General features: G+C 32.8%; 14 protein-coding genes. 4 read left to right on the forward strand and 10 right to left on the reverse strand.

Annotation, left to right across the window (positions count from 1 at the left end; all coding sequences use genetic code 11):
• Positions 1-5: 5 nt before the first annotated feature.
• From IKS50_RS04605 to IKS50_RS04625, 5 genes are all read right to left on the reverse strand, one after another.
• Complete coding sequence (locus tag IKS50_RS04605) at positions 6-2,228, reverse strand: P-loop NTPase fold protein (RefSeq protein WP_292846066.1); 2,223 nt, start codon at positions 2,226-2,228, stop codon at positions 6-8.
• A gap of 218 nt (positions 2,229-2,446) precedes the next feature.
• A complete protein-coding gene (locus IKS50_RS04610; RefSeq protein WP_292846069.1) occupies positions 2,447-3,901 on the reverse strand; it encodes an ATP-binding protein in 1,455 nt (484 codons plus the stop codon).
• Between the two features lie 293 nt (positions 3,902-4,194).
• Complete coding sequence (locus IKS50_RS04615; RefSeq protein WP_292846072.1) at positions 4,195-4,434, reverse strand: hypothetical protein; 240 nt, start codon at positions 4,432-4,434, stop codon at positions 4,195-4,197.
• A gap of 54 nt (positions 4,435-4,488) precedes the next feature.
• The gene (locus tag IKS50_RS04620; RefSeq protein WP_292846075.1) at positions 4,489-4,992 is read right to left on the reverse strand and encodes a hypothetical protein; all 504 of its coding nucleotides are present in this window, start codon (positions 4,990-4,992) and stop codon (positions 4,489-4,491) included.
• 383 nt (positions 4,993-5,375) lie between these two features.
• A complete protein-coding gene (locus IKS50_RS04625; protein WP_394357523.1) occupies positions 5,376-6,407 on the reverse strand; it encodes a tyrosine-type recombinase/integrase in 1,032 nt (343 codons plus the stop codon).
• 290 nt (positions 6,408-6,697) lie between these two features.
• Between IKS50_RS04625 and IKS50_RS04630 the strand changes: the two genes are divergently transcribed.
• Together IKS50_RS04630 and IKS50_RS04635 are read left to right on the forward strand one after the other, a co-directional pair.
• Complete coding sequence (locus tag IKS50_RS04630; RefSeq protein ID WP_292846081.1) at positions 6,698-7,924, forward strand: FprA family A-type flavoprotein; 1,227 nt, start codon at positions 6,698-6,700, stop codon at positions 7,922-7,924.
• Positions 7,925-7,934: 10 nt separating this feature from the next.
• Entirely contained in the window at positions 7,935-8,348 is a 414-nt protein-coding gene (locus IKS50_RS04635; protein WP_292846084.1) for a ferritin family protein, read from the forward strand.
• Between the two features lie 47 nt (positions 8,349-8,395).
• Here IKS50_RS04635 and IKS50_RS04640 read toward each other — a convergent pair whose 3' ends face one another.
• Genes IKS50_RS04640 through ileS form a run of 4 tightly spaced genes read right to left on the reverse strand, consistent with a single transcriptional unit; the run spans position 8,396 to position 16,171 of the window.
• Positions 8,396-9,526: a site-2 protease family protein gene (locus IKS50_RS04640; RefSeq protein ID WP_292846087.1), complete on the reverse strand. Its 1,131-nt coding sequence runs from the start codon at positions 9,524-9,526 to the stop codon at positions 8,396-8,398.
• Positions 9,527-9,542: 16 nt separating this feature from the next.
• The gene (gene glp, locus IKS50_RS04645) at positions 9,543-10,760 is read right to left on the reverse strand and encodes a gephyrin-like molybdotransferase Glp (RefSeq protein WP_292846090.1); all 1,218 of its coding nucleotides are present in this window, start codon (positions 10,758-10,760) and stop codon (positions 9,543-9,545) included.
• Between the two features lie 23 nt (positions 10,761-10,783).
• Positions 10,784-12,925, reverse strand: a complete 2,142-nt coding sequence (purL, locus tag IKS50_RS04650; RefSeq protein WP_292846093.1) for a phosphoribosylformylglycinamidine synthase subunit PurL — start codon at positions 12,923-12,925, stop codon at positions 10,784-10,786.
• Positions 12,926-12,934: 9 nt separating this feature from the next.
• A complete protein-coding gene (gene ileS, locus IKS50_RS04655; protein WP_292846096.1) occupies positions 12,935-16,171 on the reverse strand; it encodes an isoleucine--tRNA ligase in 3,237 nt (1,078 codons plus the stop codon).
• Positions 16,172-16,528: 357 nt separating this feature from the next.
• On the opposite strand from ileS, the gene IKS50_RS04660 reads away from it, so the two are divergent.
• Positions 16,529-17,194, forward strand: coding sequence for a DsbA family protein (locus IKS50_RS04660; protein ID WP_292846098.1), 666 nt, complete (start codon positions 16,529-16,531; stop codon positions 17,192-17,194).
• Between the two features lie 106 nt (positions 17,195-17,300).
• Entirely contained in the window at positions 17,301-17,543 is a 243-nt protein-coding gene (locus IKS50_RS04665; RefSeq protein ID WP_292846100.1) for a DUF192 domain-containing protein, read from the forward strand.
• On the opposite strand, the gene IKS50_RS04670 is transcribed toward IKS50_RS04665, so the two are convergent.
• On the reverse strand, positions 17,529-18,221 hold the full coding sequence (locus IKS50_RS04670) for a dihydromethanopterin reductase (acceptor) (protein WP_292846103.1): 693 nt from the start codon (positions 18,219-18,221) through the stop codon (positions 17,529-17,531). The two genes, IKS50_RS04665 and IKS50_RS04670, sit on opposite strands and share 15 nt — an antisense overlap.
• Between the last annotated feature and the right edge of the window lies 1 nt (position 18,222).

The raw sequence follows: 18,222 nt of genomic DNA on the forward strand, positions 1-18,222 counted from the left end.
CAGCATTATTTAAGTTTTTTAAAAAATTCGACACCATTGCAATTAGGACAAGGGGGAAGTGCATCATTTGAATCATCAAGCATTATTTCCTGATTACAATTAATACAAATATATGTTCCTACACCTGGTTTTTGACCAGATTGAAAAGTGAAATACTCTTCATCAATCTGTTTAATTAAAGAAGCACATATTTCCTTTTCATTATCATCTAATGATTCATTATTACAAACTTCAACGTATTTACTTCTTAAATCATCTATGCTTTCAAAATATTTCACCATTGATTTTAAGTTAAATTTTTGAACAATTTCAGATGGTGAATCTGCATGTATTGTTGTAGAGTTAATGTTTCTAAATCCTCTTGCAAAACGCAAAGCATTTTTACCTTCAGAAATAAATTCCTTAACTCTTCTAACTACATCAATTTCACTGTCCCACAATTCCCAACTATCAAGAATAAATTCCAAATCTAAACTATCCCATAATTTATCAGTTTCATCCCATTTTCTGATTTTCAAAACCATCATATCTTCAAGTTTTTCTAAATCAATTTCATCAATTAAAGCTTCAGAAACATCTTTCCTATCATTCTCATAAGTAAATCTATTATAAATAAAATCTTGGCCTGATAAAATTTCAATAGCTACATACAAACTGTTTTCAGAATTATCAATAGCATTTTGTAATACGTCAAATCTCTCAGAGTTATTATCATACTTTTTAAGTAAATCATCCAAAATTCTACCTAAATAAATTCTTTTATCAAAAAATGTATTAAGTGGAATATGTAACTGATCTCCTATATCGATTAATGAATTTATAAAATAATGTGCATTTTCTTTTGGAATATCTCTCATACGATTTATAATTATGTCAAAAAGGTCTTTTGTTTGATTATTTCTATCATGTTCTAAAAACATTTCAGAAATCTTTTCTACATCATCTAACTTAAATAAATCATCAATTGAAGTAGCACTTAAATCCTCAGCTTCTAAGTTTAATGTGAAATAATTATAAAAGAATTCAGTAGTGCAAATTCTAAAATTGTATTTCCAATCGCGATAAGAATCTTCTAAATCAATATTTCGATAATACATTCTAATTCTAGGGAATAACTTTAATAAAATATGGTAAATTTCATCTTCAGACAATTTAGAATGTAACCCAATAATCTCTTGAATTTTGTTTTTATTATCCTCTTTAATATCATCTTTTTGATTTTCAGTAGAAACTAAAAATAAATCTGGATTGTCCTTAATCTTATTATAAATCTTATGTTCAAACAATTGCACGGCCAAAATCAACATGAAATCATTAATATTAACATCATCCTTAAAAACTGAAAAATAAAATGTTATGATATTGATATATCTATATAAATCCCTTAGATTATCAAAAAATAGTCTTAAATACGAATAGATATCAAAAAAGTCCTTTTGATAAGTTTCATCAACATCACGATACTTTCTATAAAAATCATCCAAATAAAATGTAACTAATTTATCTAATTGAGACGCCCTGATTTCAGGTACAACAATAGGAATCTGAATAATCTTTTCTAAAAACATATCAGGATTATAAACTTTTAAATTTTTAAGTGATCCTACAACAGCATCTTTATCAAATGATAAAATATAAACTACATGAGGAAAATCAGCTAATGATTTAACAAGCATCATAATTTGTTTAACTTCATCATCAGATAACCTATCAATATCATCAATAATAATTATAACTTTCTTTTTAAGCTTTTTAAAATCATCAGAAATTTTATTTTTAAGACTTAATAATGTTTCTTCATCACTTAACGAATTATTAACTTCTGGATTAATACTTATTGAACCTAAACCAAAATTAAGGCTAAATGAAGTCATGTTAATTAAAGATTTGCCTAATTTTTTAAGATTATCTGTGTTTACATAATCTGTAAAATCTTTTCCAGAACTATTAACTAAAATATCAAAAAATTGGAATAATAAGTTATTATTATTTGAAAAATACCATGGATTAAAATGAATAACAATATTTTTACTATTATTATTCCTCCAGTAATCCTCAACCATCTTAATAATTGAAGTTTTTCCAGAACCCCATTTTCCCATTAAAGAAATTGTTAAACAACTTTCCTTTTTATAATTTGAAATAGCTTGAGCTAATGATTCTGCAAATTCCCTTCTATTTAATTTATCATCATCTAACAAAGAAATAGGATTTTCCTCAATGAACATGAAACACCAAATTAAACCATATTAATAAATAATTATAAAATTATAATTATATAAATTTAATTAAAATCATATCCATCAAACACATTTAATAATCAAAAATATTAAAAAAATGACTAATTAAAATAATAGTTTGATAAATATTATGCTAAATTATAAAAAGAAAAATCAATTAAAATACCCATCAAAATACCCATCAAAAATTCATGATGTCCATCATTTTAATAATCTGGAGATGAGAAATAAACATTTTTACCCTTTTTATTTCTTTTAACTAAATTAAGTTTTAATAATTTTGAAAAATCTCTCTCAGCAGTAGGTTTAGATTTACCAAACATTTTAATATGGTCTTCATAAGACATTGAAACATTATCATTAGTAATTATGGTTAAAATTTCAATTTGACGTGAGTTTAATCCCAAATCTTTAAGATTAATTATATTTGTTCCACCAACAGCTCGGGACAAATCATCATCAGTTCCTTTAAATACTACTTTAAATGAATCTTTCCCCTCGCTAAACTGAGGTTCTTCAAGACCAAAACTTTTCATTTCATCAATCATTTGTGGAATGCCTCTACCAATATGTTCCATATAATTAGTCATGTAAAACATTTCACAAATTCTTTCATTTCTATGACCTATGCCTTCATCATTTTTAATATCTTCAATTGACAAATTATTTATAAGCTTCCCAGGGCTAATAACTTCGATACGATTATCATATATATAAAATTCAATGAAACTAGATGAAATTTCATAATTTCTATGAGCAAGTGCATTAATGATAGCTTCACGAATCGCTCTAATTGGATACTCATCAACATTCACACGACTAACCTCATCAATGAAAAAACCAGAACGAGTATTTCTTTTATAAAATCTTTCAAATTCATTCAATAAAATTAAAAGAGTACTACTTGAATCAACACGATCAATAGCATCAAATTTACTTATACCTTTAAATCTGACCATTTTAATTTCATGTGCTAAAAATTTAGTAACATCCCTAGCAAAAAATAATGCTCCTGCAACATTTAAATGAAAAATACCATTAATCTCTTCACCAGCACCAATACGTTGCAATGAATAAGATTTATTATCTACATTTCTTAATTTTTTATAAGAATCATCATCTTTTAACAAATCAAAAAATAAATTATATGCCTCATCATCAACATCATCAATTGTGGATTCATAAATAATTTTTTTATCATAGTTTTCATTATCTTTTTGACTATCTGATAAAAATTTGACCAAACTTTTTCTAATTTCACTAATTAACTCATTTTCATCCTTAAAAGAAGAATGTTTATTATTAGGTTCTATTTTTGATAAAAATTTCTTATTTTCAGCATCCATTTCTTCGACTTCTTTAATATAAAAAAATGAGTGTTCATTTGAAGAATGGAATGCATCATATTCTTCTTCAGTTGCAGATAATCCTGATTCTTTAATATTACCATAATGAGAACCAATGAGCCCAATGTAAATATCAGATTGCCGTATCTCTTCAAAATAAGTGGCTTCAGGCGATGAACCATATGATGGAGAATTTTCAAATATAAACACTTCAAAAAAAGATTTTAAGAAAAAATCTTCCTCAAATTGTTTTTTGATAAATTGTCTCTCATTAGCAAATTCTGTTTGATTACTACTGATGAAAACCTTAAACATAATACTTCTCCATGAGTTTTAAAATATTATCTCAAATATAACTATCGTTTTCATCAAATATAAACTTAACAGTTGAAAAAAAGAAATTTAAAAATAATTTTTTATATTAATAACAATATTGAAGTTTAAATCGAATATTAAAATAAAAAAATAGCTTAAATAAGTTTAATCCATAACATCCAATATAATAATATCACCACATCTATTGAAATTTTAAGATGATAAATTTAATGATGAAATTATCCAAAAATTGAATAAAATTGGAAAGTAATTAAAGTAACTACTTCTAAATATTATCCAATATAATGTATTTCTGCAAGAACATCATTTCTTAAATCAAAATATTCTCCAGCAATACAACATTCATACCCATCAATTAGAATTTTAGCATTTTTACTAATCGTGATGCTTCTAAAATTTTTAAATAAAATTCTTATTTCTTTGATATGTACTGGATGTAATTTAAGACTTTCAAATGTACTGTATACAGAATTTAATTCTTGGATTCTATTAATAATTGTTATTTCTACCATATTATCACAATAAATACTGTCTTTTTGTATTTATAAAACCATTTATTCAAAAAGTTATGCTGAAGATACTTGCAAATAAATTTGCACAACTATTAAAATAAGATTTGCAATACTTACAAACAACATTACCCTAGTCAATGAATATGTTGATTTATTTAACTCAAAACTAGACTTATTCAACTCTGCAGATTCCTCTTCAGATCTTTTAACATAATTAAATAATTTAACATTGCTTATTATTTGTGAAGTCTCTGCAGGAGAACAGTAATTTGGAGATTCATAGGATCTTGGAATATGAGATGCACTAAACTGGCTTTTAGTGAGTTCATGTTTAAATGTGCATTTTCCCCGAATATTATCTAATTGTTTACAATATCTATAAGCAGGACAAAATCCGTAACCTGTAATAGTTTCCATAAAATTAGATTCCTCTAGTCTTTGTTCAGCACAATCGACAGAGCAAAAATATTGCTTTTTATCTTCACTCATATAAAATTCATATGCATTTATTTCTGAATTACAAACAGAACAACGATGTTTATTATTTACTTGAACCATATTATTCACTTCTAATTTTTTTGAAAATCTTTCTTTGAAGATTTTTTAGCATAAAATTTACCGCCAATTACATTATTCATGAATTTATGTAAGATTATACTACTCACTACACACTCTTACCAAATAAAACTTTGATTTTAACAAAAATATTTGAATTTAAAATATCTTAGAATCAAAGCGTAATGAGAAAAATAAGAGATATTAACGATTGATTCATATAAAAAAAGAAGACAGATATTATAAATCTATAATATTTAAATAAATCTTTTCTTAAGTTAAGTCATGTCAATCGTTTTAACATCATTATTTTTTTAATATTATCATGGCAGCATTCAGCAAAAACATGCCAAATGCTATCACCCTACTTTATCATATCTATAACATTACCCTTCACCAATCATGTTTATGATGCCCAAAAGTTCTTTCTTCAAACCTCTCATCTCCTCAATTTCATTTCTCATGCTGCCTACTTCTGACCTTAAGGATTCATTTTCCTTTTCCATTTGAATGAACTGAGGTGATTTAATAGATAGCTTTTCAACATCGGTATTGATTGTTACTGCAGGAAGATGCTTGATATATTCAAATTTCAAATCGTCAGGATTTGTCATGAAATATGCTGCGTCCGTTTTGTTTTTGGCCTTGCCCTGCAAATCATTGACCTTGTCCAAACTCATACCACTATTATACAATGCGGATGCATGAAACTTCCTGAGCATATGGCTTCTAAGCCTTCGATACTTTCCAACCCTACCTAGGCCTAAAGTGTCATTGATCATTTCAAATGACTGCACCATATATGTCCTGCTAATCCTAAACAGTGGACTTTCATCAGTTAAAGGTTTATCACGAAGCAACAGATATGCATTAATGGCCTTTACAGCTTCAGGACTGCAGTATGTGATGTAATACTTGTTTGTTTTTTTCCTTAAAATGCTAAATGTCGGAACCACATCATCGACATTATTTAGATAATCGATTACATTAAAGATGTCCATATTCCTGTAGGGAAGATATTCAGACAATGCCTCAATATAATCTCCGATTGTCAGGCTCAGTGTTTCCGTTCTGGCACATCCGCTGGAACAGGAAAACAATATTATAGCTTTCATTAGAGGAGAAGCAATTAGAAAAGCTTCTCTAATTACTTCCTTATCCGGCAAGTCCTTGAAATATATCGGAGCCGGCTTTTGAATGCTTTTTTCATTAATCTTAGGCAGTGACAATATCTCTATGTCATAGAATTTATAGAAATATTTGATGCAGTTCATCTCTTTTCTCACAGTTCCCGGAGCATAATGCTGATACATGTAATGCCTGTATTCAACCAATTTTGCTTTCAAGCGACTGTGTTTCCATTTCACACCATTCATCTCATCTTCTTCAGCTTCATCAAGAAGCTCTTTTAAGCTCATACCGAAATACTCACAGTACTTTCTAAGCGAAAGTTCATAGCTTAAGAATGTGCCCTGTGAATGGTTACAGCTTATTGAAAAATTTCTTAATAACTCGTCATTTATCATACTAATCACTTTTATTGCTTATTTATAAAAAATCTTGAGAGAGAGCGGTTGAAAAGTAATAAGTATCTGAACTTTTGAAACTGTTCGTATAAAACAAAATTATATATAATAACAATTTCAAAATAATTATTAAATTCATAGTTGATTTTATATATGAATTAAAGCAAAATGGAGATTTAAAAATGAAAGCTAATGCACAAAAAATAGCTGATGGAGTATACTGGGTTGGTGTACTCGATTGGGATTTAAGAACCTACCACGGTTACACATTAGACGGAACCACCTACAATGCGTACATTGTATTCGGTGAAGACGAAGTAGCAGTCATTGATAATGCATATCCTGGTAAAACCAAAGAAATGATGGCACGTATCGATGATGCATTTGCTCAAGAAGGAAGAGAAGTCAAAGTCGACTACATTATCCAAAACCACGTGGAAAAAGACCACTCCGGTGTCTTAGTGGACTTGCACAAAAGATTCCCGGAAGCACCTATTTACTGTTCTAAAATTGCAGTAAACGGTTTGTTAAAACACTACCCTGCACTTGAAGGAGCAGAATTTATCACTGTAGGAACCGGTGACAGCCTGGATGTTGGCGGAAGAACATTAGCATTCCTTGATGCATTCTTGCTACACTGGCCTGACAGCATGTTCACATTACTTGCCGATGAAACAGGAATTTTATTCCCTAATGATGCGTTTGGCCAACACTTATGTTTCACCAAAAGATTCTCAGATGAAATCCCTGAAAACATCCTAATGGATGCGGCACAAAAATTCTATGCAAACTTAATCACCCCACTTTCAAAATTAGTTCTTAAAAAATTAAATGAAGTAGTTGAATTAGGATTGCTTGATTCAATTAAAATGATTGCACCATCACACGGTCAAATCTGGACCGACCCAATGCAAATCATTGGAGCTTACCAAAACTGGGCAACAGGTGTATGTGAAGACAAAATCACAATTATCTACGACACAATGCATTACTCAACCCAACAAATGGCTCATGAAATTGCAGAAGGTGCAATGTCAGAAGGATATGATGTGGAAATCTTCTTCTTACACGAAGATGAAAGATCAGAAATCGTTAAAAGTATCTTGACAAGTAAAGGAATAGCTGTTGGTGACCCAACAATTAATGATGTGCCATATCCTAGTATTGGTGACATCATGTACTACTTGAAAGGATTATTGTTCAACAGAACAGGTATTGAAAGAAAAGCAGTTACCTTTGGTTCAATGGGTGGAAGAGGCGGATCCCCTGCAAAACTCGCTGAAGAATTAGGAAACTGCGGATTTGATGTAATTGACACCCAAGAAATTGTTTTTGTACCAAATGCTGAAGAAGAAGAAGCAAGCTATGAATTAGGTAAAAAATTAGCACAAGCATGTAAAGAATTATAATGGTGATGCTATGGTAAAATACGAACATGAAATCGGAATCACAAAAGACACTCCTGTAGAAAACTATGTGGCAGGAAATTTCGAAGGAGAAACAAACGAAGTTGGAATTTACTTAGCTATGTCCAGACAAGCTTCCAGAGAAGGTTATGGAGAATTAGCTGAAGTATTTAAAAGATTAGCATGGGAAGAAGCTGAACATGCAGCAAGATTCTGTGAAATGAACGGAATCATTAAACCTACCCTCAAAGAAAACATCGAATGGATGATGGGCGGAGAAAAAATGGCTAACGCTGAAAAAAGGGAAGCTGCTGACAAAGCTGAAGAAGCAGGCATTGAAACTGCAGCCGACTTTTTCCGTGAAAGTTCCAAAGACGAAGGCCGCCACTACAAAATATTAGAAGGAATTTTAGAAAGATACTTCTAAATCGAAAGAATTTAATTATTCTTTCAATTTTTTCTTTTTTTAAAAAATTACATGAACCCTGCCAGTATACTGACAACGATTATCATTGCCATAACTCCGGAAATAGCATTTACAAGTGGCTTATACTGTTCTTCGGATAATCTATAGCTAAGCAATATTTCAAGCATGTACCCGCCGTCCAGTGGTTTGAGCGGAAGTAAATTGAATAAACCAATTCCCAAGTTTAACATTGAAATCCATTCAAACAGCTCGGCGAGCTCAAATAAAATCCAAGGTATTGGACCTAAACTATCATCAATTAACTCGAAATGTTTATTTGCCTGGATTCCAAAAAATCCTCTGGACTCGTTATTTGGATTCTTTCCAAGAGTTACATGATATGTACCCTGATCTGTCTGGACCGTTACATTATCTCCTGGAGAAAATGAAGATATTATATTGCTATAAGCCTGGGAATCATTAACTTTATGATTATCAATGGCTTCTAAAATCATACCTTCTTTCAATATCCCCTCGGAAGGTGAATCTGAAACAATTCTATCGATTACAATTCCGTCCTCTTCAAAATAATGTGGTATTCCAGCAGATACTAATGATAAAAGTAGTAATGCTATTAATGCTAGTGTTATATTCGCTATTGACCCCGCCGCATAAACTCTTAGTCTTGAAGTTCTTTTTGCCCGTTTTAATTCTTCTTCATCAGGTTCGACAAAGGCACCAGGAATAATTGCAAATAATAACAGACCTATTGATTTAATTGATATGTTTTCCCCAACTGCCTGTACACCATGTGAAAATTCATGTACAACCAAAACTGTTGCAAGAGCAATTAAACCGTAAACAAATGGAATATAAATTGGAGATCCTGGAATATCCACCCCCGGAATAACAATAGAAACAGAAGGCGTTTCAAAAATAGATGGCAATGTGGAAATTATCATCCATGTAATGAATATCATGGCTCCAAAAGCTACAATGATTCCGATATTCATGTACCATCGCCAAAATTTTGGTGAAATGTTGGAAATTTTGGATATTAGTCCTCTTAACCTTTGTGTCTTCCACATTATTACTGGAAAGTTAAGCTCAACACCATGATTTGATAATTTTTCATGGAATATTGCAACCAATATCCAGATGATAACAAAAGCTATCAAATAATAATAAATCCCATTCATTAAAATACCTCTTCAGCTACCAAAGTAGTGAATCGAATAAGATAACGTCAACTATATCATTCTTCTGGTATCCTTCATCATTTTCATTAATGATGATATAGCTGTTAGCCTCAACCATCGACCTAATTATGCCGGAACCTCTATTCAACACATGCTTCACATGTTCATCATCTGCAACCGCACGTATAAAATCAGTCCTACCTAATTGTGAAGGTATTTTAAGCTGTGATGTTCTCTTATGAATATGAAAATCAAAAGACCTTCCTTGCATTTCAAATAAGTATTTTCTAGCAAACATGTCAAACTGAGACATTGCCGCAACAGGTTGGCCTGAAAATGTAAAAATCATTTTACCATTTATAACTCCCGCACCTGCAGGTTTGCCCGGCCTAATTGCAACCCCATGGAACAATATCTCACCGATATCATCAACTACATCAAGTACGACATCACCTTTACTAATAGCTGTTCCGCCGGTGGTCATGATAACATCATAATCTTTGCTAGCATCCAATATGGCTTGCTTTACCTCATCAAAAGTATCCCCAGCACGGCCAATATCCGCAATAGCTCCGGAATCTTCAACCATTGCTTTTATAGTAAACTGATTAGAATTAATAATTTTTGCTTTATCGATTTCATCTTTAGTAGGCTCAACTAACTCGTTGCCTGTAATAATTATTTTGACTCTAGGTTTTTTGAACACCTTAACAGTGTCATAGCCCGCTGAAGCAATTAACCCCAATTCCTGATATCTGATGAAGGTATTCTTATCTAAGATTTTTTGGCCTTTTTCGATATCCTCAGATTTAGGTGAAATATTTTCGCCAGGAGTTACCTGAGAGTAAATTGTTAAATCATCACCATCAGTTGTAGTATATTCTTTCATTAAAACTGCATTAGCCCCATCGGGAATAGGTGCTCCAGTAGCTATTACAATAGCTTCATTATGATTAACTTTTTTAGATGAAAAATCTCCAGCACCAATTGCATCTATAATCTTAAATTCTTTTGGTGCAGATTGTCCTGCGCCGAACGTATCCTCTGCAATCAATGCAAATCCATCCATTGCTGATTTATCAAATGGCGGTGAATCATGAAATGCAATTATATCTTCAGCCAATACTCTTTTGTGAGCATCATGAATAGAAATTTCTTCTATTTCAGTGACCTTTTGATTATCACAAATCAGCTTTATAGCATTTTTTAGCGATTCAAGTTTTGAAAAAAACATGTGTAAACTCCCCCAAGTTAATATTATGCCATATATTTTTCAATAACTCCATGATATGCATCATTTAACTGATCAAAACTAAATTCATGACCGTTGACATTTAATGAAGTGCCTTTAACCTCGCCAATAACCTCAGCTTGAACATCGATTTGATTTAAAATATCATCTAAGGCATCAGATTTAACAGTTAACAAGTATCTTGCATGACTTTCTGAGTATAATAACTGTATTTTATCTAATTCATCATCTTGTAAGGTTACATCACATCCTAAACCTGATTTAATGACCATCTCTGATAATGCTACAGCAAGACCTCCTGCTGAGACGTCATGAACCGCTGTGATGTTCTTATCTTTATCAGCGGAAATCAAATCTAAGACACATTGACCATTGGCAACTTCTTCATCGATTCTGATTCTTGGAGCGGTTCCTTTCTCTATTCCATGAATTACTCTATGATATTCTGAACCGGTTAACTCATCATAGGTTTTACCTATTAAGATGATTTTGTCCCCTTCGTTTTTAAAGTCAAGGGTTCTTATGTTTTCAATATCTTCCACACCTATTACGCCAACTGCAGGAGTTGGATTGATTTTGATTCCTTCGGTTTCATTGTAGAAACTTACATTTCCACTGATGACCGGTGCATTGAATTTTTCTGCAACAAGACTCATTCCCTCAATAGCTGTTTTGAATTGCCATAGGATTTCTGGAGTTTCAGGGTTTCCGAAGTTTAAACAGTCAACAACCGCATATGGAGTCGCTCCCATTGAAATTACATTACGGATTGCTTCTGCAACACATCCTCCAGCTCCATCGAATGGAGATAATTTGGTGTGAATTGTGTTTGAATCTGTTGTAAGTGCAATAGCAGTATTTTCATCAATTCTTAAAACCGCAGCATCATCGCCCGGTTTTACAATAGTTCTAACTTGAACTTCATGGTCATATTGTTTGTAAACCCACTCTTTTGAAGCGATGTTTGGAGATGATAACAATTTAGGTAAAGATTGATAAACTCCAGGTTCTTTAAGAACTATTTTTTCAGTATCTTCTGGAATTTCTTTGATTGGCCTGTCAATTGAAGGTGGGTCTGCCAATAATATTGTTGGCAAATTAGCAATTTCTTCACCGTTGTCTGAAATAATCATGTTATTTCCTTCAATGACTTCGCCGATTACTGATGATACGATTTCATGTTTGTCGCAGATTTCCTGAGCAAGTTCCACATCTTTTGGATTAATTACAAATACCATTCTTTCTTGGGATTCTGAAAGCATAATTTCATATGGAGTCATTCCTGTTTCTCTCAAAGGAATTGCACGTAAATCGACTAACGCTCCATTTTGAGATGAATCCACTAATTCTGAAATACAACAGGTGAGGCCTCCACCACCCAAGTCCTTAACACCGCTGACATTGATTTTTTCTAAGATTTCTAATGAAGCTTCTAAAACTCTTTTTTTGGTGAATGGATCAGCTACTTGTACAGCTGGCCTGTCTTCAGTTTCAGAATCTGATGTGAGTTCTTCTGATGCGAAGGTTACACCATGAATTCCATCACGTCCTGTTGTTCCTCCCATTAAGAAGAATACATCGCCGTGATAAGGTGCTTGTGCACGAACAATCTTATCCTTTTCAACAAGTCCCACACACATTACATTTACTAAAGGATTTGTTCTAAATGATTCATCAAATTCAATCTCCCCAGCGACTGTTGGAACCCCTACACGATTTCCATAATCAGAAATTCCTTTAACAACATGCTCGAATAAATATCTTGATTTTTGATCTTCTTCAAGAGGGCCGAAACGTAGAGAGTCTAAAAGTGCAATTGGCATTGCTCCCATGGAAATAATGTCTCTTAATATTCCTCCAATACCGGTTCCTGCTCCCCCATAAGGTTCAATAGCTGATGGGTGGTTGTGTGATTCCATTCCAACCGCTAAAGCATATTTGTCTGTTACGCTTACAAGTCCGGCATCGTCTCCAGGACCTAATATAATATTTTCCCCTTCGGTCGGGAAAGCCCTTAAGAAAGGTCTGCTACTTTTATATGAGCAATGTTCAGAAAACATTACGTCTAACATTCCTTCCTCTAATTCATTCATTTCCCTACCGAGGATTCCTTCAATATATTCAATTTCAGAGTCAGCTAAAGTCATGTGAAACACCTAATTTTTAATTGAAATAATTACTTTATCTCCTTCAATATCCCATTCTTTGGTATAATCTTTAGAATCTATACTGCATTGTTCTGTATCTGATATTATTAAGCTGCGTGCTCTTATTTCATGAGATATTACATCTGATTGTGGCACAATCAAATCTTTAAATTCGGATGATGTTTCAACGCTTACATCAATGTTTGCTTCAACATCCAAATCCAAATCTTTTCTCATGTCCTGAACTCTTCTAATCAGTTCACGAGCCATAGCTTCTTGTCTGATTTCTAATGTAACATTTGTATTTACAAATACATTTCCGCCTTCAAACTCTGATGAAACAAAATCATCTGGAAGTTCTGAATCAAATAATACTTCTTCTGTGTTTAATTCAATACCTTCAATTGTTACAGTGCCTTTTTCCTCAAGCTCTGCTTTGATTTCATTACCATCAGCTTCTTTTAGGCCTTTTACAACTTTTCCCATGTCTCCTTTGAGTTTCGGACCTAAAATTTTAAGGTTCGGTTTTGCATTATATGATAATTTTTCAAATTCATTAGCGCAAAATACGTCTTTAGTATTTGATTGGTCTTTAATAATTTCAGTTAACTCTTCAACAGCCGCCAACACTTCTTCATCTTCAGATACGACTGTAATATCTGATACCGGCCATCTGAGTTTGTATTGTGCCATGTCTCTTGCTCTTATTGATGCTTCAATTACTTCGCGAGCAACATCCATCTTGCCTTCTAACTGTTTATCGATTTCATCTTCATCATATTCCCAATCAAGCATGTGAATACTTTCAGCCGCATCAGGGTTTACGCCTTTAACAAGATTTTCATAGATTTCCTCTGATACATGAGGAGCTATTGGACATAATACTGTGATTAATTTAACAAGAGCTGTGTATAAGCTATAGTATGCGCCTAATTTATCTGGATCATCGCTTTCTACCCAAGTTCTTCCACGAATAAGTCTTACATACCAACGGCTTAAATCTTCAATGATGAAATTATTGATTTTTCTTGTTGCGTTGTGGAAGAATAATTTATCTAAATCTTCAGAAACTTCTTTAATTAATGAATTTGCTTTAGATATAATCCATTTATCCTCTGAACGTAAAATAATGTCGTCTTCACTTAATCCAATTGGGTTGAAGTCATCAAGGGACATGTAAGTGGTTGAAAATACATATACATTCCATAAAATGTTAAACATTTTGTTAATGTTAATGAGCTCTTCCCATACGAATTTCAAGTCATCCCATGGTTTTGAAGCCCATAATAAGTAGAATCTAAGTACGTCAGCCCCATACTTTTCAATTACCTCTTCTGGAGCTACTACATTACCTAATGATTTGGACATTTTGTTTCCATTTTCATCTAAAACGAAACCATGCATTAACACTTTTTGATATGGGCTTTGACCCATAGCAATTACTCCTGTACCGAGTTGTGAGTAGAACCATCCTCTGGTTTGGTCATGGCCTTCTGTAATAAAGTCATAAGGGAACCAATCTTCGAATTTTTCCTTTTCTTCCGGATAGTAAAGTGAAGCCCAGCCAGCCACTCCGGAGTCAATCCATACATCCAAAACATCCGGAATTCTCTTGATAGCTTTTCCACATTTGTCACATTTGACTTCAACTTCGTCTACGAACGGTCTGTGGATAAGTTCAGAATCGGACACGTTGATTTCAGTTAATGATTCTTCTTTTAATTCGGCTAAAGAACCGATTACCTTTAGTTCTCCACAATCCGGACATTCCCAAATTGGTATTGGAATACCCCAGTATCTTTGTCTTGAGATTGTCCAGTCACGGGCATTGTCTACCCAATCATGGAATCTTCCTTCTCCAGCCCATTTAGGTACCCATTCTACTTTTTCAATTTCATCCAACATTTTTTGCTTAATGTCTGTTACTTTTAAGAACCACTGTTTAGTTGCACGATAAATAATAGGAGTCTTACATCTCCAACATACTCCGTATCTGTGTTCAATGGTTTCTGACCTGTACATTAAACCTTTATCTTCCAAGTCTTGAATGATTTGTGAGTTTTCTTCTTTTGTGAATTTGTCCGCATATTTACCTGCATCATCTGTGAAGCATCCGTCTTCGCCTACAGGACAGAAAATTGGAATTCCATTGGCCTGACCAACTTCAAAATCGTCTGGACCATGTCCAGGTGCGGTATGTACCAATCCTGTACCTTCGCCAAGCTCTACATGGTCACCAGGCAACACCTTATGAACAGCTTCGATTTCATCGAATTCGGCGTGTTTTGGAACTTCATCCATAAGTATGTAATCATAGCTCATTCCAATCAAGTCTTCCCCTTTGACTGTTTTGATGATTTCATACATTACCTCTTTTTCTTCAATGATTTGGTCTTCTTCGTCTTCATTTTCGGCAGGTATTTTGGTTCTGTGAATCTTGATCTGTTTGCCTAAAACATCTTCCATCAAGTTTTCGGCTAAAATATAAGTTTCCCCATCTTTGGAAACGTAAACATAATCGAATTCTGGATTTGCACAAACTGCCATGTTAGCAGGCAATGTCCATGGAGTGGTTGTCCAAACTAGGAAATAGGTATTCTCTTCACCACGAACCGGGAATTTAATATAAATGGACGGATCCTCTTTTTCTTCATATTCGATTTCTGCAGCCGCCAATGCGGTTCCACAGTGAGGACACCAGCTGATTACCCTTTGGTCGTTTAAAAGCAAGTTTTGCTCATTTGCCCTTTTAAGCATCCACCATGAAGATTCCATGTATTTAGGATCCAATGTCATGTATGGGTCATCCCAATCCATCCAAACTCCCAATTGGTCGAATTCCTCTTCCATTGCAATTTTATTTTCAATTGCAAATTCCCTACATTTATTAACGAACTTGTCGATTCCAATGCTTTCTTCAATTTCTTGTTTGGATTGGATGTTCATTAAATGTTCTACTTTATTTTCAATTGGAAGTCCGTGCATATCCCATCCAGCTTGTCTTCTTAAGCTAAATCCGTTCATGGATTTGTATCTCAAGTATGAATCCTTAATGATCTTATTCCAAGCTGTTCCTAAATGGATTTTACCACTACAGTATGGTGGCCCATCTAAAAATGAGTATCTAGGACCGTTTTCTCTAAGTTCATTTACCTTTTTAAAAGTGTCTTCTTCTTTCCAGAATTTCTGAACTTTTTTTTCTATTTTATCATGATTGTATGATTTATCTGCCTCTTGTATTGGCATTTTAACTCCTCGTAAATTGATAGATAATATGTGTAAAAATAAAAAACCTCTAAGCGATTTAAAGGGATTTTTTTGATGTAAAAAACACATATATAATATTAATTTATAATATGTATCTTTTTGTTTGAGTTAATAAATAAAGGTTATGGCAATCTTTGAAAATCTTGAAATTTGAAGATAAATTTAATCAAATTAAACGGGATTTTCCACAAACTTACTAAAACTACATTAACAATAAAACTAAATATATTAATTCATGGGATTCATGCGAAAATACAATTCACTTTTCAAAGCAGTCGACAATATGATTAAACTATATAAAATTGCTAAAAAGAAAGATGAAGAGAAAAAGAAAAAATGAAAATTATTTATTGGAGTGATTTTAACTGCCCTTATTCATATATTGGACTCAAGCGTTTAAGTGATGCAGTTAATGAACTGGATTTGGACCCTGAATGGGAATTAAAAGCATTTGAACTTGAACCTATGCTAGATACTGAACCGACTACCCCAATGATTATTCGCCACGCCACAAAATTTGGAATCACCCCTGCCGAAGCCGAAAAGGAAATGGATGAAATCGATGAAATTGCTAAAGAGGACGGTTTAGATATCAATTACAAAGGCACTCAATTGGTTTCTTCAAGAAATGCTCACCGGTTGGCAAAATTTGTGCAAAGAAAATATCCTGAACTTTCACAGAATCTGATTTTTAAAATTTATGATGCTAATTTTTCCAAAAATGAAATCATTTCAGACATTGACGTGCTGAGCAAAATCGCCACTTCAATCGGCCTAAACGAAGAGGAAATCAGACCTATGCTATCAGGCAACTCCTATGGCCTTGAAGTTGATCTCGATATGGAAGACGCTCGCTTCAACGGACTTAACTCTGTGCCGTTTTATGTTATAGTGTACAATGAGGAACAGCTTTCCGTGCCAGGAGCCTTTGAAAAAATAGACTTCAAAATTGCCCTTGAGGATTTGATAAGTGGCAAAATCAAATATAAAACCTTCATTTAAATCAATGTTGATTTTAAGTTGTTAAAAATTTTTATATTTTGAAATTAAATATTATCTTATGAAAATAATCTATGCAGATAGTTTTTTTAAACGTTTGATTGGTTTAATGGGAAAAAAAGATTTTAAGCATTGCTTAATTTTAACAAACATGAAAGATTCATCAATACACACGATGTTTATGAGATTTGAAATTGATGTCTATTTCATGGATGAAAATAAAATTATTTTTGAAAAAGCCATTTTAAAACCTTGGAAATTTTACAGACCAAAAAAACAAGCTAGATATATTTTAGAAACCAAAAAAAATAAGTTAAAATTAAAAATAGGAGATAAATTAGATTTTATCTAATATATCTTTAGGATTTTCAAAGATTTGAATATCATCAATACTGGCTAATTTGCGAGTATTTTCAATGTCAATATCTCTCATATAGATTGTAATGATTTTGCCTTCTGAAATTGCGTCGTTTGGACATGTATTTCTACACAAACCGCAACCAATACATTTTGTCAAGTCAATTTCCGAATGTGGAATAATGGCACCCTGTTCACATGCCAAACTGGCAACACACTCGTCACAGTCTTGACATTTTGACAATTCTATTTTTGATGGCAGAACTGTATCAATTGGCCCTGGATGAATATCTACCGGCACCATGTAAGTCCTAACGGCACCTTTCCCGGCTTGTGCTACTGCATTTGTCACCAATGTGTCTGCTATTCCGTAGACTATTTTTGAAACTGTATTTGCTGTTGCTGGTGAGACTATTAATAGGTCGTATTTTCCCAAGGACAGGCGACCGGTAATTGGATATGAAAATTTTTGGTTGGAATCAGTAGCCAGCTCCCTATATTTCCCACCAGTTATGCTGACAACACTTTCATAAAGTCCATACATTTTAAGGACTTCCTCTGCTGCCCCTGATAGGAATACTGTAACTTCATGCTCTTTAGCTAATTCAAGAGCAACTTGCACTGATTCTCTAAGTAAATGACCAGCTCCAGTAAACGCAAATGCAATTCTCATT

Source organism: Methanobrevibacter sp. (assembly GCF_017539065.1).
Taxonomy (GTDB): Archaea; Methanobacteriota; Methanobacteria; order Methanobacteriales; family Methanobacteriaceae; genus Methanocatella.